Here is a 19,586-nt window from a genome sequence, read left to right as displayed (position 1 = left end):
CGTCCGGATCTACTGGGGCGCGTGCGGCGCCTGTTCTGCCGGAGGCTCACCGGTGATGGCCGGGTCATAGCCGTGCTGGGGCAAGTGTAGCCAGGTCACCGGCCCGCCGCCGCCTGCTTTTCGGTGCTCACAGCACCGTCGACACGCTGGCGTAATGGCAGGCCGCCTCGGTCGCGCTGAACCGGTGCCGCAGCTCGGGCACCTTCCCGACGCACTTGGCGCGCTGGATCGTCGACAGCTCCCGCGCGAACTTCGGGCAGCGGCTGCGGAAGCGGCAGCCCGAGGGCGGGTCGGCGGCGCTGGGCACGTCCCCGGCGAGCAGGACCCGGCGGCGCCTGCGCTCGCGTCGCGGGTCGGGAACGGGGATCGCCGACAGCAGCGCCTGGGTGTACGGGTGGGCCGGTGACTCGAAGACCGCGCCGACCTCGCCGGTCTCCACGATCCGGCCGAGGTACATCACCGCGACCCGGTCGGCGATGTGGCGCACCACCGACAGGTCGTGGGAGACGAAGAGGTAGGCCAGACCGAGCTCGTCCTGGAGGTCTTCGAGGAGGTTGATCACGCCGGCCTGGATCGACACGTCGAGCGCCGAGACCGGCTCGTCGAGCACGAGGACCTTGGGGCGCAGCGCCAGCGCCCGGGCGACGCCGATGCGCTGCCGCTGCCCGCCGGAGAACTCGTGCGGGTAGCGGTTGCGGTGCTCGGGGTTGAGTCCGACGGTGGCCATGAGTTCGCGCACCGCCTCCCTGCCGCCGTAGGAGAAGCGGCCGTGGACCCGCAGCGGCTCGGCGATGATCTCGAAGACCGTCATCCGCGGATCCAGTGAGGCGAAAGGGTCCTGGAACACCAGCTGGAGGTCGGCGCGCAGCGGCCGCATGCGGCGCCGGGACAGGCGGGTGATGTCGCGGCCCTGGTAGCGGACCTCGCCCGAGGTCGGGCGGATCAGGTTGAGCAGCAGCCGCGCGGTGGTCGACTTCCCGCAGCCGGACTCCCCGACCAGGGCCAGGGTCTGCTCGGCCCGGATGTCCAGCGACACGTCGCAGACGGCGTGCACCTCGCCGACCTTGCGCCGCAGCATCCCCTTGCCGCGCACCGGGAAGTGCTTGACCAGGTGGCGCGCCGAGAGGATCGGCGGGACGACCAGCTCGCTCACGGTGACTCCCTTGTGGACGGCGCGCCCGGGTCGGACGCCACGGGCGCGAACAGGTCGGCGGGCGCGGTTCCGGCGAGGCGTTCGGCGAAGTGGCAGGCCGCCGTGCGCGGACCGCCGTCGACGTAGCGCAGTTCGGGTTCCTCGTCGCGGCAGCGCTGCTCGGCCATCGGGCAGCGGGGCGCGAAGGGGCAGCCGGGCGGGAGGTTCACCATCGACGGCGGCGCGCCCAGGATCGGCGTGAGCCGGTGGTGCCTGGCGCGGTCGAGTCGCGGAAGGCTGCCCAGCAGGCCGAGCGTGTAGGGCATCCGGGGCGCGTAGAAGATCTCGTCGACCCCGCCGCCCTCGACCATCTTCCCGGCGTACATGACCACGACCCGGTCGACGTGCCCGGCGATCACGCCGAGGTCGTGGGTGATGAGCACGAGCGCGGCGCCGGTCTCGGCGCGCGCGGTCTCCAGCGCCTCCAGCACCTGCGCCTGGACGGTGACGTCGAGGGCGGTGGTGGGCTCGTCGGCGATGATGACGTCGGGATTGTTGGCCATGGCGATGGCGATGACGATCCGCTGCCGCATCCCGCCGGACAGTTCGTGCGGGTAGACGTGGATCTGGCGGCGGGGGTTGGGGATGCCGACCACGTCGAGGAGTTCGACCGCGCGGTCGAGGGCCGCCTCCCGGCCGACGTCGTTGTGCACCAGCACGGCCTCGGCCAGCTGGTAGCCGACCGTGTAGACCGGGTTGAGGGAGGTCAGCGGGTCCTGGAAGATCATCGCGATCCGGTTGCCGCGCACGGCGCTGAGCCCGGCGTCGTCGAGGCCGAGGATCTCCTGCCCGAGCAGCCGCACCGAGCCGGTGGCCCGGGCGGTGCGGGGCAGCAGGCCCATCGCGGCCAGCGAGGTGACGGTCTTGCCCGAGCCGGACTCCCCGACGATGCCGACGGACTCGCCGCGCCGGACCCGGTAGGTCACCCCGCGCACCGCGCTCACCGGGCCGTCGTCGCTGGGGAAGGTGACGGCGAGGTCGGTGACGTCGAGGACGGTCGCGTCGCGGGGAGCGGGATGGATGGAGTCCATGTCGATGTTCATCGGCGCACCATGGTCTGGCGCGGATCGAGGGCGTCGCGGAGTCCGTCGCCGATGAAGTTGACGGTGAGGCAGATCAGGATGATGAACACCCCCGGGAAGTAGAAGAGCCACGGCCGGGTGAAGGCCGCCGAGGTCGCCGAGCTGATCAGCAGCCCGAGCGAGGTGTCGGGAGGCTGGATGCCCAGGCCCACGAAGGACAGACCGGCCTCGGCGAGGATCGCGGTGGCGATCTCCAGGGTGGCCGCGACGATGATGACGCCGGTGGTGTTGGGCACCAGATGCCGGAAGATGATGCGCAGGTCGGAGGCGCCGACGGCCCGCGCCGCCTCGATGAACTCCTGCTCACGCACGGAGAGCACCATCGCCCGCACGACCCGCGCGGTGCCCATCCAGCCGACGAGGCCGAGGATCACCGCGATGTGGAACCAGGTGACGCCGCCGCGCACCGCGCCCGACAGGGAGGCCGCCACGGCGAGGAACGGGATGACGAAGACGACGTCGACGATCCGCATCATGACCGTGTCGATCCAGCCCCGGTAGAAGCCGGCGACCGCGCCCCAGACCGAGCCGATCCCGGTGGCCAGGACCGCGACGGTGAGCGCGACCTTCAGCGACTGCTGCGTGCCGCGCATGACCTGCGCGAGCACGTCGTTGCCGGCCCTGGTGGTGCCGAAGGGATGCTCGGCGCCGGGCGGGGCGAGGCTCGGGATCTCGCGGTGCAGCAGGTGGTCCCACTTCCACAGCAGCGGCCCGGCGAAGGCGAAGAGCACCACCAGGACGAAGACGACGAGACTGGCCACTGCCAGCCGGTGGCGCAGGAAGCGGCGCAGGACCAGCCGCCCCTGGCCGCGTTCGGCGCCGGCCGGTTCGGTGTCCAATGTGGGCGCGGCCAGGTCATGCATAGCGGATCCTCGGGTCGAGGGCGGCGTAGAGCAGGTCGGCGACGAGGTTGGCGCACACGACGAGCGTCCCGGCCAGCACCAGCCAGCCCATGACCGCGTAGGAGTCGTTGTTGACGATCGACTCCAGCAGATAGGTGCCCAGGCCGCGCCAGTTGAAGATGAACTCGACGATGACCACGCCGCTGAAGGCGCCGGCGATGGCCAGCGGAGCGAAGGTCGCGATGGGGATCAGCGCGGTCCGCAGCGCGTGGCGGCGCATGACCACGCCGTTGCGCAGGCCTTTGGCGCGGGCGAGCCGGATGTAGTCGCTGTTGAGCACGTCGAGCATCGCCGAGCGCTGGTAGCGGCTGGCCGCGGCGTATCCGGTCAGCATGAGCGCCAGCGTCGGCAGGATCAGGTGGCCGGCGACGTCGCCGGCGTTTTCGGCGAAGCTGAGATCGCGGGTGTCGGGCGAGGTCGCGCCGATGGTGTAGAACAGCGTCGACCCGACCCGCTTGTTGACCCAGATCCCGGTCTCCTTGATCAGCGCCGCCAGCCAGAACGTCGGCATGGCCAGGGCGAGGAAGCCCACGAAGGTCAAGACGTAGTCGGTCTTGCGGTACTGCCGCACGGCGCTGATCACCCCGGTGACGATCGCCAGGCCGATGGCCATGAACACGGCGATGAGCACCAGCCGGAAGGTCACCAGGAAGCGCGAGCCGATCTCGCCGCCGATGTCGTGGTTCTCGGCGCGCACCGACGGCCCCCACTCCCCTTGCAGGAGGCCGATGTCGCCGTTGCCGCCGATGCCGGTCAGCCACAGCCAGTACCGCTCGGGCATGGACCGGTCGAGGTAGAGGCGCTCGCGCTCGGCGTCGATGGTCGCCTGCGGCACGCTGCCGTCCGCGGTGGACTGCTGGAGGCGCAAGATCAGGTCGGCGATCGGGTCGCCGCTCAGGTCGACGAGGGTGAAGGCCAGCATCGACGCGGTGATGAGGATCGGGATCGCCAGCAGCAGCCGGCGGGCGACGTAGGCGTACATCGTGGGGAACCTCCACTGCGGCCGGTCGGGCCGCCCGGATTCCCGCGGGCGGGCGGGGATCCGGGCGGGACGGTCAAGTGCCTACTGGGCCGCCAGGCCCCACTCCTCGTGGTTGTAGACCGACCGCAGCGGCGAGGCCGCCGTGTCGCGGATGTTGACGTAGTCGTCGGAGACGAGCACCATCGCCGGAGTCGTGACCAGCGGCAGGATGTAGGCGTCGGCGACGACCTTCGCGATGGCCTCGTTCGTGCGCGCGGCCGCCTCGGCGGGGTCGACCGTCTGCCGGATCGTGGCGATCACGTCGTCGATCGAGGCGTTGTCGTTGCCGCCGAAGTTGCTCGCCGAGGCGCTCCCCCAGAACTGCTTGGGGGCGGTGCTGAACTCCGGCGTGCCGCTCCAGCCGAACAGCACCATGTCGAAGTCGCGTTCGGACAGCGCGCTGCCGAGCTTGTCGGCGGCGATCGGGTCGAGGACGATCTCGATGCCGAGTTCGGCGAGGTAGGACTGCACCAGCTCGGCGGTGATCTGGCGCATCGGGTGCCCGTCGAGGGTCCGGAAGCGAAACGGCCCGACGGTCTGGCCGTCCTTGGTGAGCTTCCCGTCGGCGAGGGTGTAGCCGGCGGCGGTCAGGATCTCCTTGGCCTTCTCGACGTCACCGCTGCCCTGCCCGGTCGCGGTGATCTTGTCCTCGAAGTACGGACTGGACGCCTTGAAGAGGTGGTTGAGCCGCCGCTCCACCTTGTCGGTGACCTGCCCGTAGGTGCGGGCGTTGACGTCGGCCACATCGATCGCGGTGAAGATCGCCGTGCGCAATCGGACGTCGGCGAGCCACTTGTTGTGCACGTTGACGTCCACGTGTTCCCAGCTGGGCCCGCCGCTGAGCGCGCTGTGCAGTCCCTCGACCGCGCCGGCCTGTTCGGCGACGTCGGCGTCGAGCGCGGCCGGCGCGGCGCCGTCGAGTTCGCCGTTCTCGATCCCGGGCAGCAGCGAGCGCGTGTCGGAGACGACCTTCACGATGAGCTTGTCGAGGGTCGGCTCGATCTCGCCGTACCACTTGTCGTTGGGGACCTTGACGACCTGCTCGCCGACCACGGCGGTGTCGATCCGGTAGGGCCCGCCCGACCAGGCGGGGACGGTCTCGGAGAAGTACTCCATCGAGGCCGCCATCTGCGCGGGGTCGTTCTTCCAGTCGAAGCCGGCGCCGGCGGCGACGTGCGCGGGGTAGGACAGCGCGGCCGCCGAGCGCCATTCGGGGTTCTTCTCCCCGGGCTTGAGCGTGATGGTGACCGTGCCCTTCTCGGTCTCGGTGATCGAGGCGACCTGGCCGCCGTAGGTGGTGGCGGCCGGTGTGCACTCGGCGCAGAGGGCGTCGTCGCCGGAGAGGGCGTACCAGTACCAGGTGAAGTCGTCGAGGCCGATGGGCGTCCCGTCGTCCCAGACCGCCTCGGGGCGGATCTCGTACTGCCATGCCTGGGGCTCCTCGCTGACGAGGACCGGTTCGGCGGCGAGCAGGTCGCGGCTCCACTTCCAGGTCGCGTCGGGCTCGAAGCGCCCGGTGAGCGGGAAGACGCCGTGCAGGACCTGGTTGAGGTAGACGGAGTTGCCGCTGGAGGTGGTGTTGTTCCATTCCTCCCAGCCGTTGCTGATGGCCCAGACGATCTCTCCGCCGTCGGCGCGTTCGCCGGAGTTGCAGGAGTTGACGTCGGCCGCGCAGTCCTGGAGGCCCTGTCCGGTTCCGGAGTCGTCCTCGGAGCCGGCGCAGGAGGCCAGGACCAGTAACGCGACCGCGGCGAGGACGCCGGTGAGCGGGCGTCGGGGTAACGGGCGCTTTCGATTCAGAAGCATGGACGCTCCTTCGATGGCCGAGCACTCGATGATCGGCTTCGATCACGGAGTGCACCCGGTGTTGGCGCGGCGCGTCGCCGCGGTGACCATACGGTGGCATAGATTGCCGTGGATGCGCGAGGGCCCAAAAGGTCGAGACCGTATCGTCATATGTCCGTTATCGGGATGAGACACCTCGCCATCACGCGTCCGAGCGGTCCGTGCTAAAGTCGCCGCCATGCGACCCGAGACCCATCGATGCTGGTGGCGCCGCTGACAGGCGGCGTGGATTTCGCATGTAGTCGTACGCGACCGCCGGGGTGATGGGCGGTCGCTTCTTCATTGGGCGGCCCGGGCTCTCCGGCGGTTTTTCAAGCTGGTGACGAGCTAACCGAGGGCAGTGGCATGACGAGTGAAGAGTTGACCGCCGGTGGCGCGCGCGTGCTGAGGCGAACCGAGGAGTTCGACCCCGACGGGCTCCCGGAGATCGTGGCGGCCGTGGAGAACGGCCGTGGCGGCGTGCTGAGTTCGGGGATGGAGTATCCCGGCCGCTACAGCCGCTGGAACCTGGCCTATCTCAACCCCTGCGTCGAGGTCGTCGCGCGCGGGCGCACGCTGACCGTCCGGGCGCTCAACGCGCGCGGGCTGGTCGTGCTCCCCTTGCTGCGCCGGGCGGTCCTGCCCTGCGGGCAGGTCGTCGCCGACGAGCCGGAGCACCTCACCGTTCACGTCCCCGACACCGACGAGGTCGTCAGCGAGGAGCTGCGCACCCGGCGCCCGACGGTCTTCACCGCCCTGCGCGCGATGATGGCCGCGATGGGCGGAACCGATCCCCACCTCGGCTTCTACGGCGCCTTCGGCTACGACCTGTCCTTCCAGTTCGAGCCGATCCGGACCGTCCTCGACCGCACGCCCGGCGACCGCGACCTCGTCCTCCACCTGCCCGACGAGATCTACGTCGTCGACCGCAAGCGCGAGCGCGCCCACGTCCACCGCTACGAGTTCGAGGTCGACGGCGAGTCGACCGTCGGCCTTGCCCGCACCGCCGAGGCGACCCCGTACACCGCTGCCGCCGTGATCCCGCCCGCGCCGACGCCCGGCGTCTACGCCGAGGTCGTCCGCAAAGCACGCGACCGCTTCTTCCAGGGCGACCTGTTCGAGGTGACCCCGAGCCACACGATGCACGCCGCCTGCGACTCCCCGGCGGCCTTCTACGAGCGGCTGACGGCGGCCAATCCCGCCCCCTACGAGTTCTTCTTCAACCTCGGCGAGGGCGAGTACCTGGTGGGCGCCTCGCCGGAGATGTACGTGCGGGTCAGCGGGGAGCCCGGCAAGCGCCGGGTGGAGACCTGCCCGATCGCGGGAACGATCCGGCGCGGCGCCGACCCCCTCGAAGACGCCGTGCGGATCGCCGAGCTGATCGGTTCGGCGAAGGAGGAGTCGGAGCTGACGATGTGCACCGACGTCGACCGCAACGACAAGTCGCGCGTGTGCGTGCCGGGCAGTGTGCGGGTGATCGGGCGGCGCCAGATCGAGATGTACTCGCGGCTGATCCACACCGTCGACCATGTCGAGGGGACGCTGCGGCCGGAGTTCGACGCGCTCGACGCCTTCTTGACCCACACGTGGGCGGTGACGGTCACCGGCGCGCCGAAGACGTGGGCGATGCAGTTCATCGAGGAGCACGAGGCGACGCCGAGGCGCTGGTACGGCGGCGCGGTGGGGTATCTGGGCTTCGACGGGACGGCCAACACCGGCCTGACCCTGCGGACCGCGCAGATCCGCGACGGTCTGGCGACGGTGCGGGCCGGCGCGACGCTGCTCTACGACTCCGACCCCGAGTCCGAGGAGCGCGAGACGCACCTCAAGGCCCGCGCTCTGCTGGAGTCGGTGGGCACCCCGGCGGAGAAGTCGGCCCCGGTGACGGTCGTCGAGCCCGCCGGCGCCGGGCGGAAGGTCCTGCTCGTCGATCACCAGGACTCCTTCGTCAACACCCTCGCCGACTACTTCCGCCAGCACGCCGCCGAGGTCACCACGCTGCGCTACGGCTTCCCGCCGTCGATGCTCGACGAACTGCGACCCGACCTGGTCGTCCTGTCCCCCGGCCCGGGCCGGCCGAAGGACTTCGACTGCGCCGGCCTGCTGTCCGAACTGGACGCCCGCGGCCTGCCGCACTTCGGCGTGTGTCTCGGGCTCCAGGCGATGATCGAGCACAGTGGAGGGTCGCTCGCCCTGCTGCCCGAACCGGTGCACGGCAAGCCCGGTGTGGTGAAGGTCCTCGGCGGCAGGCTGCTGGCCGGTCTGCCCGACGAGTTCACCGCCGCCCGCTACCACTCGCTGCACGCCAAGGCCGACCAAGTGCGCGGCGGCTTCACCGCGACGGCGATGACCGACGACGTCGTCATGGCCATCGAGGACCACGAGCGCCGGCGCTACGCCGTGCAGTTCCACCCCGAGTCGATCCTCACCGCGACGGGCCGCTCGGGCCACAAGATCGTGGCGAACGTGCTCGGGCTGGTGCGCGGGGACTGATCGCGGGACAGCGGGAAGGCTCCTCTCTTCGTTAGGCTGCGGTCGCGAGGAGAGGAGCGGCACCGTGGAGATCCGCTACGCCGAGGTCCGCGACTGCGCGCGCAAGGTCGGCGCGGTCGGCGAGGAGGTCCGGGAGTTCCTCGACCGCGCCAGGAGCGGCCTCGACGCCGCCGCCGAGGGCAACGAGGGCTTCACCGCCGTCGACGCCTTCCGGGACGTCGCCGAGAAGCTGCACCGGCAGTCCACCGCCGTGGGCGACAACACCGTCAAGTCGGCCGCCGCGCTGGCCGCAGCCGCCGACGACCACGAGCGCACCGACCTGTACGTACGCGGCGAACTCGCCAAGACCCGCGAGGCGCTCGGCGACGCCTCCCCCGTCTAGGAGGCGTCCATGGTGGACTACCGACAGCTCAGGGCCGCCGATCCGGCCCGGCTCGAAGGCGCCGGCAGCAAGGCGGCCTCGATCTCGCGCGACCTCGACAGCTTCGCCGAGGACGTCCGGGCGCAGCGCAGGAAGCTGCCCGGACTGTGGCAGGGCCAAGACGCCGCCGAGGCCCAGACCGCCTTCGCCGGCCACCAGCGCGACTACGAGCAGGCGACCTCGGCCTACGAGGCCGTCGGCAACGCGCTCACCGAACTCGCCGCCGGCGTCGTGCACGCCAAGAAACTGCTCGACCAGGCCCACGAGATGGCCGCGTCCGTTCCCGCCGTGATCCGCTCCGACGGCTCGGTCGTCGCCGATCCCCCGCCCGAGGCGCGCAAGTCCGACGGGTGGATGGCCTCGATCGCCAAGGGCACCGAGGCCGTCGCCGCCAAGATCGCCGAAGCGCTGAAGGTCGCCAACGAGGCCGACAGCCGCGCCAAGGAAAAACTCGCCTCGGTCGGCATGCCCGACGCGCCGAGCCTGAGCGACGCCGACCTGGCCCGCAAACTGCCCGGCGCCGACGTCGACACCCCCGCCGAGGTCAACGCCTGGTGGAAGAGCCTCACCCCGGCCGAACGCGAGGCGCTGAAGAACGAGTACCCGGAGAGGATCGGCGACCTCGACGGCGTGCCCGCCAAGGACCGCGACGACGCCAACCGGCTCAAGCTCGACGACCGCCGGCAGGCCATCGACGACCGGGTCCGGCAGATCGACGGGGAACTGGCGAACAACCGGCCCGGCCTCGACGAGGACGCGCTCGCCGAGGAGCGGCGGGAGCTGCTCGGGGAGCGCGCGGTCCTCGACAAGCTGGAGAACAGGCTCGACGAGGTCGACGCGCGCGGTGGTGAGAAGACCTTCCTGCTCAAGATCGACCCCACCGGCGACGGGAAGGCGATCGTCGCGGTCGGCGATCCGGACAAGGCCGACAACATCGTGACCTACGTGCCGGGGACCACCACCGACCTCGGCAACATCGGCGACGACGGCAGCGACATCGACCGGACCGCGATCATGCAGACCGACGCGGCCGCCCTCGACCCCGGCAAGAAGACCTCGTCGATCCTCTGGCTGGGCTATGACGCCCCCGACGACCTCGCCGCGGCGAACCAGCCGGGTCACTTCCGCAGCGGCGCCGAGGATCTGGCGAACTTCCAGACCGGCCTGCGCGACACCCACGACGGCGGCCGGTCGAACAACACGCTACTGGGACACAGCTACGGCGGTTCGACCGTCGGGCACACCGCCGACCGGTACGACACGAAGATCGACAACCTCGTGCACGTCGCCAGCCCCGGCGGCGGCCAAGGGCTGGGCGGCGACGCCGGGGACTACCGGGGCGGGCCGAAGGTGTGGGCGACCAACGCCGGCGGCGACTGGGTGGGCGACCTGCCCGTCCACGGCACCACGCCGGAGACGTCCCGCTTCGGCTCCCGCGTCTTCGACAGCGGCGACGGCGGGCACTCCGACTACTGGAGCACGCAGGTCTCGCGCGACAACATCGCCCGGATCATCACCGGGCGCCACGACGAGGTGACCGCTCCGGGGGACACCACCTGACGGCGGCTCAGGCCTCGAACCACAGCGCGATCTCGCGCTTGGCCGACTCCGGCGAGTCGGAGGCGTGGATCAGGTTCTCCCGGTTCGACAGCGAGAGGTCGCCGCGGATCGTGCCCGGGACCGCCGCGCGACCGTCGGTCGAGCCGGCCAGCGCGCGCACCACGGTGATGGCCTCGTCGCCCGAGACGATGAGCGAGACGAGCGGGCCGCTGGTCATGAACTCCTTCAGCGGCGGATAGAACGGCTTCTCGACGTGCTCGGCGTAGTGGGCGTCGGCGAGCGCGGCGTCCATGGTTCGCAGGCGCATCGCCTCGATGCGCAGGCCCTTGCGCTCCAGCCGGCCGAGCACCTCGCCGACGAGGCCGCGGGCGACCGCGTCGGGCTTGATAAGGACCAGGGTCTGCTGGGACACGGAAGTGGCCTCCTTGTGGCTTCGGTTGACCGTGGGCGGCCAGCTTAACCGGAGGGACGGCGTCGGCGTGGCCGTGGTCGGGCAGGGCGGCGGGTAGCTGCGGTGAGAGGTTCGGGTGAGAGCCGGGTCACGTTTTTTCGGCGCCTCGCCGTGGGTGACGCGCCGGTTGCCCCCGGCCCGCCGCGCCATCTAAGCTGCGCGTGGACCCGGACCCGGGCGTCCACAAGGGAGGGATCATGGCGGTACGGCAGCGGCGGCCCGCTCGGCGGCCCATGTCCGGGCGCCTGCTGGGCGCCGGCCTCTTAATCCTTCTCGCCCTCTTCACCACGGCGGTGGCGGCGGGCAGCCGCAACCTGACCATCTTCCTGTTCGCCTTCGTGCTCTTCGGCGGGGGTGTGGCGCTGCTGACGCAGGAGCGGATCCGCAACAAGCTGCGCCGCACACCGCGTGACGAGCCGCGCAATCCGCCCAACCCGGTGGAGGAGTTCGTCGCCGAGTTCCGCAGCACCGAGCGCGACGACGAGGAAGAGGAGGAGTCGGCCGAGGACGGGCTGGCGTCCATCGACGACCTTGAGGCGAGCTTCGCCGACGACGAGGAGGAGCTCGAACGCGAGCCCGACCTGGAACCGCCGTCCCGCGAGGCCGAGGTGGCCGAGGAGGTCGTGGTCGCCGAGCCGGCCGAACGCGCGGAGGCGCCCGCCCCGGCGGTGCCCAAGCAGCGTCAGCCGGCCTGGGATCCCAAGCCGCAGCCGGAGGACCGCAACGACCGCTACACCGCGGCCGGGCACGTCGAGGAACTCGGCGGTCCGCTCGACGACTCGCGCGCCTTCGTCAGCGAGGAGACCTTCCTGCCGGCCGCCTCGGTGCGCGACGTGGCCGCGACGCTGGTGGTGGCCGACATCGAGCGTTCGGTGGAGTTCTACACCGGTCTGCTCGGGCTGGTCGAGCTGGACCGCTCCTCGGAGGCCGTCCTGCTGGAGGCCGGGTTCGGGCGGGTGCTGCTGGTCCGCCGTCGCGACGACACCCCCGAGCGGCACAGCCCGCTGATGCACCTGGCCCTCGAAGTGTCCGATGTGGACAACGCCTACCTGCAACTACAGGACCGGGGGGTGGTGTTCAGCCACGGTCCGCGAGCGGCGATCACCGGTGGGACCTACGAGGTCGTGGCCGCGTCCTTCACCGACCCCGACGGGCACGGCCTGGCCATCACCGAGATACGGGAGCTGTGACCGGCAGCGCCTCGGGCGCCGCGCGCCCGGCCAGCCGGGTCTGACGCGAGCGCCGCAACCCGTCGAAGCTGAACAGCACCAGCGCCGCCCACACCAGGCCGAAGCCGATCCACCTGGCCGGCGGCATCTCCTCGCCGAAGACGGTGACCCCGAAGACGAACTGGAGCACCGGCCCGACGTACTGGATCATGCCCATCACCGACAGCGGGAGCCGGTTGGCCGCCGCGCCGAAGAACAGCAGCGGCACCGCCGTGACGACGCCCGCACCGGCCAGCAACAGGGCCTGCGCCACCGAGATCGACGCGAAGGTCCCCTGCCCGGCCGCCTCCAGCCACACGACGAAGCCCAGCGCGGGCAGCGCCATGAACGCCGACTCCACGAACAGGCTCTCGGCCGGCGGCAGACCCAGCCGCTTCTTCACCGCGCCGTAGGCGGCGAAGCTGAACGCCAGGATCAGCGCGATCCACGGCGGTTGCCCGTAGGCGACGGTGAGGACGCCGACGGCCAGCGCGCCGACGGCCACGGCGGCCCACTGCCAGGAGCGCAGGCGCTCGCGGAACAGCAGCACGCCGAGCGCGACCGAGACCAGCGGGTTGATGAAGTAGCCCAGCGAGGTCTCCACGACCCGGTCGGCGTTGACGCCGTAGATGTAGACGCCCCAGTTGACCGTGATGACGGTCGCGGCGACCGCGACGCCGAAGAGTTTGCGCCGGTCGCGCAGCAGGGTCACCAGCGCGCCCGGGCCGTTGAGCGGGTCGCGACGGCCGGCCCGCCAGTGCATGGCGAGCAGCACCAGGCCGGTGAAGACCACCGACCAGAGGATGCGGTGGCCGAGGATCTCGACGGCGCCCGCCGGTCGCAGGAGCTTCCAGTACAGGGGCACAAGGCCCCACAGGCCGTAGGCCGCGAAGGCGAACACATAGCCGCGGCGGGAGTCGTTCACGGCGCAAACGTACGGGGCGTAAGGGGTGTCGGCAACTTACCGACGGCGCTCGCGCAGGTCCCGGGGACGCATGCTGCGAGGCCGTCGGGAGGGCTGTGCCGAAGGTCACCGGGAAGGGCCGCCGGCTACTTCTTCACGTCCTTGTTCACCAGGTCGGAGTGCTCGGCCAGGAAGGGTTCGAGGGAGTCGTCGGCGACGGCCTTCCAGAGGTCGTCGGCGGTGTCCATGGCCCGCAGGACCTCCGCGCCGCCGATCGTCTCCGGGACGGTCGGGACCTTCACCATCGTCATCGCCTCGGGCTTGATGCCGCGCAGGGTGTAGGCGACGTCGGTAGGGCGCATCCCCACCGGGCACTGGACGGTCAGCGTCGCCCCGACCTTCTCGATCAGCGTGCCGATCTTCGTGGGGTCGGACAGGTAGCCCTGCTCCTCGGCCCGCTCCAGGAGGGCCTTGACGAAACGCTGCTGCATCCGCTGCCGCGCGAAGTCGCCGTCGGCGTACATCTTGCGCTGCCGGACGATGTCGAGGGCGTCCTTGGCCTTGTACTCCTTGCAGCCCTTCTTGAAGGTCTTGTAGCTGTGGATCGAGGTGATCGTCTCCTCAAGGCACAGCTCGACGCCGCCGACGAGTTCGACGACCTCCTTGAAGCTGTTGAAGTTGATGATCGCCGCGCCGTCGAACTTCAGGCCGGTGAAGCCGCTGACGGTCTCGGCGAGCAGCTTGAAGCGCTTGGCCCGGCTGTCGCCGCCGAAGACGTAGGCGGCGTTGACGCGCTCCTCGCAGGCCGTCTCGCCGTCCCAGCAGCGCGGGATGTCGACCCACAGGTCACGCGGGATGGAGATCAGATAGGCCTTGTCCAGGCCCTTGGGGATGTGCAGGACCATGATGGTGTCGGTGCGCGCCTCGGCGTCGACGTCCTTGGCGTCGCGCGAGTCGGTGCCGATCATCAGGAAGTTGAGCGGACCGTTCGTGGCGACGTAGTCGACGCCCTGCTGCACGGCGGTCTCACCGAGCAGGTCCTCCTCGACGACGGAGTCGTTGACCGTCTCGGTCAGCATGCGCGCGTAGACCACCGCCCCGCCGGAGGCGGCCATCAGGAGCACGCCGAGGCCGACGAGGAACTTGGCCCACAGCGGGCTCCGGGAGCCGCGCTTGCGCTCGCCACGACGCTTCCAGGCCATGATCGTCGTCCGTCCTCGATGAAAGTGAAGAACTCTCTGCTGAGGAAAACGCGTTCAGATGACGGTTGGGTTGCGCCGGGATCTTCCGTGACCTGTTCGTGGCCGAGTCGAGATCAGGACTCGCGCACCGGCGGGCGCGACAGCACCTTGCGCACATGGAGCGAGTACAGCCAGACCAGGCCGAACACCACACCGATCGCGGCCAGTGACCAGTGGAACACCGCGCACGGGAGCAGCGCGACCTGAAGGGCCCCGCCGGCGAGCCACGCCCACGGCCGCTTCATCATCCCGGCCAGCACGACCGCCGCGACGACCAGGACCAGGACAACCGTGATGGCCAGGCCCAGGTGCGGCACGTCGAGCATGTTCAGCGGCGCGATCGCCAGCAGCAGGACCAGGGCCTCCAGGGCGAGGACCATCGCGCCGAGACCCCGGGCCGCGCGCTCGGGATTGCGCAGGCCGGACTCGGTCGCGGGGTCGGTACCGGACTCGGCGTCGGCAACGGCGTCGGTCTGGTCGACGGCTTCTTCGCGCACCTGTTCCACGGGTGCAAGGGTACGGGGGTGGCCCCCGGCACTCAGTCGCGCACCAGCAGCGTCCGCGCCTCGCCGACGAGGTACGCCGACCCGGTGATCAGCACGCCCGACGCCCCCAGGGTGATCCCGGCGGCCTCCTCGGCGCGCTCGACGGCCAGCTCGATCGCCTCGGGCAGCGAGGCCTCGATCTGGACCCGCTCCTCGCCCATGATGTCCTCGGCGAAGCGCGCGATCTTCGCCGGCGCCATCGCGCGCGGGTTCTGGCTGCGCGTCACGATGAGCTGGTCGGTGATCGGTTCGAGGAGTTCGAGCATGCCCTCGACGTCCTTGTCGGCGACGACGCCGATGACCACGATCAGCCGCTCGAAACCGAACTCCTCGCCGACGGCCTTGACCGTCGCGGCCATGCCGTGCGGGTTGTGGGCGACGTCGAGGAGCACCGTCGGCGCGGTCCGCACCCGCTCCATCCGGCCCGGCGAGGTGACCTGCGCGAAGCCCTCGCGCACGACCTCGGCGTCGAGTCCGGCGCCCAGCAGCGACTCGACGGCGGCGAGCGCGATCGTCGCGTTCTGCGCCTGGTGGGCGCCGTGGAGGGGCACGAAGACCTCCTCGTAGCGTTCCCCGATGCCCTGGAGGGTGAGGACCTGGCCGCCGAAGGCGAGGTAGCGCTCGGTGACGCCGAAGTCCTTGCCCTCGCGCATGACGGTCGCGCCGACCTGGGCCGAGCGGCGCAGCAGCGGTTCGAGGGCCTCGGGCTCCTGCTCGGCGGTGACGAGGGTGGCGCCCTTGTGGATGATGCCGGCCTTCATGTCGGCGATGTCCTCGACGCGGTCGCCGAGCCATTCGGTGTGGTCGAGGCCGATGGGCGTGATGACGGCCACCTCGGCACCGAGGACGTTCGTGGCGTCGGTCTCACCGCCCAGGCCGACCTCGATGACGCCGACGTCGACGGGCGCGTCGGCGAAGGCCGCGAAGGCCAGGGCCGTGGTGATGTCGAAGTAGGTGAGGGTCTCGTCGTAGCGCTGGTCGGCGAGTTCGGCCAGGGGCGCGACCTCGCGGTAGACGCGGACGAAGTCCTCCTCGGAGATGAACTCGCCGTCGATGCTGATGCGTTCGGTGATCGACTTCAGGTGCGGGCTGGTGTAGCGCCCGGTGCGCAGGCCGTGGGCGCGCAGCAGCGACTCGATCATGCGGGCGGTGGTGGTCTTGCCGTTGGTGCCCGTGATGTGGATCGCCCGGAAGGCGCGCTCGGGGTTGCCCAGCAGGTCAAGGAGCGCCTTGATGCGTTCGAGCTTGAAGACCCAGCGGCTGAATCCGCGGGCCTCCAGCTCGGCGTTGACGGCCGCGAAGTCTTGGTTCACGAGGTCAGCGTAGTTGGTGGGGCCGGGCGGCGAGGTGGGCCCGGGTCGGGCGGGGTGGGTCAGGGGGAATAGTGGTACCTACATGCAGCCACACGAATCTGTTCGTCGACGATCTTGTAAACCAGACGATGTTCCGACGTAATGCGACGAAACCAGTACCCGTGAAAACCGTGTTTCAGCGACTCCGGCTTACCGATCCCCTCATTGCCGTTGCGCTGAATATCGGTGATCAGCAGATTGATTCGCTTGAGGACCTTGCGATCCTGCGTCTGCCAGTGGACATAGTCTTCCCAGGCGGCTTCGTCCCACAGGAGCTTCAATCGATCAAGCCCTTCTCGATACCGTCCCCGCGCTCAAGCCGGTCGATTGAGGCCAGCAACCGGCGGGCGTTCTCGGGGCTGCGCAGGAGGTAAGCCGTCTCCTTGAGCGACTCGTACTCCTCAAGCGAAACGATGACGACCGCTTCGTGGCCCGCACGGGTCACCACTACCTCCTCGCGATCGTTGACGACCGCATCGAGAGTCTGTGCGTAGTTCGCTCTCGACTCGGTGAACGAGATCGTCTTCATACATACCTCCAGAGATGTACATAGAAGCGTACAGTGATTTTATGGCCGCGGCAACGAAACGGCCCCCGCCTCGCCGGCGGGGGCCGTTCCTCGTCGTTCGCTCCCGCTACGCCTCCGGCAGGCTCGCCAAGGCCGCCTCGATGCGCTCGATCGAGGCGACCGCGGCCGCCTCGCGCTCCCGGATGCCGGCCACGATCGCGTCGGGCGCCTTGGCCAGGAAGGCCTCGTTGCCGAGCTTGCGGCGGCACTGCTCCAGTTCCTTGCCGACGACCGCGAGGTCCTTGGTCAGGCGCGCCCGCTCGGCGGCGACGTCGATGGTCCCGCGTGTGTCGAACTCCACCGTCACGTCCCCGTCGATGGCCAGCGAGGCCGTCGCGGTGAAGTCGGCACCGGCCGCCTCCAGCCGCGCCAGCGCGCGGATCATCGGCTCGTCGCCGCCGATCCCGGACGCGTCGAGGCCCGTCAGGCGCGTCGCCACGCGCTGGCTGGGCTTGACGCCCTGGTCGTTGCGGAAGCGCCGGATCTCGCCGACCACCCGCTGCAGCGTCTCCACGCGGGTCTCGGCGATCTCGTCGTAGTACGACGTGCGCGGCTGCGGCCACGGCGCGATCATCACCGACTCGCCCAGCTGGTCGCCGCGCGTCAGCGCCAGCCACAGCTCCTCGGTCACGAAGGGGATCAGCGGGTGCAGCAGACGCAGCAGCGTCTCCAGCACCTCGCCGAGGACCCGGCGCGTGCGCTCGGCGGCCACGCCGCCCTCGGCCAGGACCGGCTTGATCAGCTCCACGTACCAGTCGCAGACGTCGTCCCACGCGAAGTGGCGCAGCGCGTCGGAGAGCTTGGCGAACTCGTAGTCGGCGTAGTACTCGTCGACGGCCGCCACGGTGTGGTTCAGCCGCGAGAGGATCCACCTGTCCACCGTGGACAGCCCCTCCGCGGCGGGCAGCTCGCCCTCGGTCGTGGCCCCCGACATCAGCGCGAAGCGCGTGGCGTTCCACAGCTTGTTGCAGAAGTTGCGCGAGGCCTGCACCCAGTCCTCGCCGATCGGCACGTCCACGCCCGGGTTGGCGCCCAGCGCGAGGGTGAACCGCATCGAGTCGGCGCCGTAGCGGTCCATCCACTCGATCGGGTCGACGGCGTTGCCGAAGGACTTCGACATCTTCTTGCCGAACTGGTCGCGGACCATGCCGTGCAGCACGATCTCCTTGAACGGCACCGCCTGCGCCGGCTCGGCGTCGGAGAACGCGTAGAGCCCGAACATCATCATCCGCGCCACCCAGAAGAACAGGATGTCGTAGCCGGTGATCAGGATCGAGTTCGGATAGAACTTCGCCAGGTCGGGCGTCTCGTCGGGCCAGCCCATCGTCGAGAAGGGCCACAGCGCCGAGGAGAACCAGGTGTCGAGCACGTCGGGGTCCTGCTCGTACCCGGCCGGCGGCTCCTCGCCCTCGGCGAGGCAGACCTGCTCGCCATTGGGGCCGTGCCAGATCGGGATCCGGTGCCCCCACCACAGCTGACGTGAGATGCACCAGTCGTGCAGGTTGTCGACCCAGGCGAAGTAGCGCTTCTCCATCTCCGGCGGCGAGACCTTCACGCGGCCGTCGCGCACGGCGTCGCCCGCGGCCTTCGCCAGCGGCGCCACCCGCACGAACCACTGCTTCGACAGCCGCGGCTCGATCGTCGTCTTGCACCGCGAGCAGTGCCCGACGGCGTGCACGTAGGGACGCTTCTCCGCCACGATCCGGCCCTGCGCGCGCAGCGCCGCCACGATCGCCGGACGCGCCTCGAAACGGTCGAGGCCCAGGAAGGGGCCGTGCGCGGTGATCACCGCGCGCTCGTCCATGACCGTGATCGACGGCAGGTCGTGGCGCTGCCCGATCTCGAAGTCGTTGGGGTCGTGCGCCGGCGTCACCTTCACCGCGCCCGTCCCGAAAGCCGGGTCGACGTGCGCGTCGGCCACGATCGGGATCCGGCGGCCGGTCAGCGGAAGCTCGATCTCGGTGCCGACCAGGTGCCGGTAGCGCTCGTCGTCGGGGTGGACGGCCACGGCGGTGTCGCCCAGCATCGTCTCCGCCCGGGTCGTGGCCACCACGATCGAGTTCTCACCGTCGCCGTAGCGGATCGACACGAGTTCGCCGTCGTCGTCGCTGTGGTCGACCTCGATGTCGCTGATCGCGGTCTGGCAGCGCGGGCACCAGTTGATGATGCGCTCGGCGCGGTAGATCAGCTCGTCGTCGTAGAGCCGCTTGAAGATCGTGCGGACCGCCCGCGAGAGGCCCTCGTCCATCGTGAAGCGCTCGCGGTCCCAGTCGACGGAGTCGCCGAGGCGCTTCATCTGGTCGAGGATCTGCCCGCCCGACTCGTCCTTCCACTCCCAGACCTTCTCGACGAAGGCCTCGCGCCCGAGGTCGTGCCGCGAGACGCCCTCGGCGGCGAGCTTGCGCTCGACCACGTTCTGGGTGGCGATGCCGGCGTGGTCCATGCCCGGCTGCCACAGCGCCTCGAAGCCCTGCATGCGCTTGCGGCGGATGACGGCGTCGATGAGGGTGTGCTCGAAGGCGTGCCCGACGTGCAGGTTCCCCGTCACGTTGGGCGGCGGGATGACGATGCAGTAGGCCGGCTTGTCGCTGTCGGCCTCGGCCCGGAACCGGCCGTCGGCTACCCACCGCTCGTAGCGCGCCGTCTCGACCTCGGCGGGCGCGTACTGGGACGGAAGGGACGCTCGGGGCTGCGGTTCGGGTGCGTTGGTCACGGCCTGAGTTTACGTACGCGGCCGAGACGCGGTCATCCCGGTTTACCACCCGTGACGCGCCCTTGGCGCGTTGGAGCCGGGATGGGGCGGCCGGGCCCATATCCTCGAC

17 protein-coding genes are annotated in these 19,586 nt (G+C 70.3%); 4 read left to right on the top strand and 13 right to left on the bottom strand.

Annotation, left to right across the window (positions count from 1 at the left end):
• Positions 1-127: 127 nt before the first annotated feature.
• The 5 genes from AB0I28_RS33640 to AB0I28_RS33620 all read right to left on the bottom strand — a co-directional run bounded on the left by AB0I28_RS33640 (position 128) and on the right by AB0I28_RS33620 (position 6,003).
• Positions 128-1,153, bottom strand: a complete 1,026-nt coding sequence (locus AB0I28_RS33640; RefSeq protein ID WP_357499760.1) for an oligopeptide/dipeptide ABC transporter ATP-binding protein — start codon at positions 1,151-1,153, stop codon at positions 128-130.
• Complete coding sequence (locus AB0I28_RS33635; protein WP_357499759.1) at positions 1,150-2,235, bottom strand: ABC transporter ATP-binding protein; 1,086 nt, start codon at positions 2,233-2,235, stop codon at positions 1,150-1,152. The genes AB0I28_RS33640 and AB0I28_RS33635 overlap by 4 nt, the downstream gene beginning before the upstream one ends.
• A complete protein-coding gene (locus AB0I28_RS33630; RefSeq protein WP_357499758.1) occupies positions 2,232-3,137 on the bottom strand; it encodes an ABC transporter permease in 906 nt (301 codons plus the stop codon). The genes AB0I28_RS33635 and AB0I28_RS33630 overlap by 4 nt, the downstream gene beginning before the upstream one ends.
• Entirely contained in the window at positions 3,130-4,158 is a 1,029-nt protein-coding gene (locus AB0I28_RS33625) for an ABC transporter permease (protein WP_357499757.1), read from the bottom strand. Before AB0I28_RS33625 ends, AB0I28_RS33630 begins: the two co-directional genes overlap by 8 nt.
• An 81-nt stretch (positions 4,159-4,239) precedes the next feature.
• Positions 4,240-6,003, bottom strand: a complete 1,764-nt coding sequence (locus AB0I28_RS33620; protein ID WP_357499756.1) for an ABC transporter family substrate-binding protein — start codon at positions 6,001-6,003, stop codon at positions 4,240-4,242.
• A 384-nt stretch (positions 6,004-6,387) separates the two neighbouring features.
• Between AB0I28_RS33620 and AB0I28_RS33615 the strand changes: the two genes are divergently transcribed.
• The 3 genes from AB0I28_RS33615 to AB0I28_RS33605 all read left to right on the top strand — a co-directional run bounded on the left by AB0I28_RS33615 (position 6,388) and on the right by AB0I28_RS33605 (position 10,495).
• Positions 6,388-8,514 carry an anthranilate synthase component I gene (locus AB0I28_RS33615; protein ID WP_357499755.1) on the top strand — a complete coding sequence of 709 codons (2,127 nt, stop codon included), beginning with the start codon at positions 6,388-6,390 and terminating at the stop codon, positions 8,512-8,514.
• 64 nt (positions 8,515-8,578) lie between these two features.
• Positions 8,579-8,896 carry a hypothetical protein gene (locus AB0I28_RS33610; RefSeq protein WP_357499754.1) on the top strand — a complete coding sequence of 106 codons (318 nt, stop codon included), beginning with the start codon at positions 8,579-8,581 and terminating at the stop codon, positions 8,894-8,896.
• 9 nt (positions 8,897-8,905) lie between these two features.
• A complete protein-coding gene (locus tag AB0I28_RS33605) occupies positions 8,906-10,495 on the top strand; it encodes an alpha/beta hydrolase (RefSeq protein ID WP_357499753.1) in 1,590 nt (529 codons plus the stop codon).
• A 7-nt stretch (positions 10,496-10,502) separates the two neighbouring features.
• Here AB0I28_RS33605 and ndk read toward each other — a convergent pair whose 3' ends face one another.
• The gene (gene ndk, locus AB0I28_RS33600; protein ID WP_357499752.1) at positions 10,503-10,907 is read right to left on the bottom strand and encodes a nucleoside-diphosphate kinase; all 405 of its coding nucleotides are present in this window, start codon (positions 10,905-10,907) and stop codon (positions 10,503-10,505) included.
• Positions 10,908-11,143: 236 nt separating this feature from the next.
• Between ndk and AB0I28_RS33595 the strand changes: the two genes are divergently transcribed.
• Positions 11,144-12,136 carry a VOC family protein gene (locus AB0I28_RS33595; RefSeq protein ID WP_357499751.1) on the top strand — a complete coding sequence of 331 codons (993 nt, stop codon included), beginning with the start codon at positions 11,144-11,146 and terminating at the stop codon, positions 12,134-12,136.
• Here AB0I28_RS33595 and rarD read toward each other — a convergent pair.
• The 7 genes from rarD to AB0I28_RS33560 form a co-directional block, all read right to left on the bottom strand.
• The gene (rarD, locus tag AB0I28_RS33590) at positions 12,114-13,079 is read right to left on the bottom strand and encodes an EamA family transporter RarD (protein WP_357499750.1); all 966 of its coding nucleotides are present in this window, start codon (positions 13,077-13,079) and stop codon (positions 12,114-12,116) included. The two genes, AB0I28_RS33595 and rarD, sit on opposite strands and share 23 nt — an antisense overlap.
• A gap of 125 nt (positions 13,080-13,204) precedes the next feature.
• Entirely contained in the window at positions 13,205-14,260 is a 1,056-nt protein-coding gene (locus AB0I28_RS33585; RefSeq protein WP_357499749.1) for an LCP family protein, read from the bottom strand.
• Positions 14,261-14,373: 113 nt separating this feature from the next.
• On the bottom strand, positions 14,374-14,805 hold the full coding sequence (locus AB0I28_RS33580; RefSeq protein WP_357499748.1) for a DUF4233 domain-containing protein: 432 nt from the start codon (positions 14,803-14,805) through the stop codon (positions 14,374-14,376).
• Positions 14,806-14,837: 32 nt separating this feature from the next.
• Positions 14,838-16,157, bottom strand: a complete 1,320-nt coding sequence (locus AB0I28_RS33575) for a folylpolyglutamate synthase/dihydrofolate synthase family protein (RefSeq protein WP_357499747.1) — start codon at positions 16,155-16,157, stop codon at positions 14,838-14,840.
• Positions 16,158-16,216: 59 nt separating this feature from the next.
• The gene (locus tag AB0I28_RS33570) at positions 16,217-16,477 is read right to left on the bottom strand and encodes a Txe/YoeB family addiction module toxin (RefSeq protein ID WP_357499746.1); all 261 of its coding nucleotides are present in this window, start codon (positions 16,475-16,477) and stop codon (positions 16,217-16,219) included.
• Complete coding sequence (locus AB0I28_RS33565; protein WP_357499745.1) at positions 16,474-16,725, bottom strand: type II toxin-antitoxin system prevent-host-death family antitoxin; 252 nt, start codon at positions 16,723-16,725, stop codon at positions 16,474-16,476. Before AB0I28_RS33565 ends, AB0I28_RS33570 begins: the two co-directional genes overlap by 4 nt.
• A gap of 106 nt (positions 16,726-16,831) precedes the next feature.
• Positions 16,832-19,477, bottom strand: a complete 2,646-nt coding sequence (locus tag AB0I28_RS33560; protein ID WP_357499744.1) for a valine--tRNA ligase — start codon at positions 19,475-19,477, stop codon at positions 16,832-16,834.
• Positions 19,478-19,586: the final 109 nt, after the last annotated feature.

The organism is Phytomonospora sp. NPDC050363 (assembly GCF_040655735.1).
Taxonomy (GTDB): domain Bacteria; phylum Actinomycetota; class Actinomycetes; order Mycobacteriales; family Micromonosporaceae; genus Phytomonospora.
The sequence above is the reverse complement of the archived record's forward strand: the minus strand, read 5'-3'. Positions and strand labels throughout refer to the sequence as shown.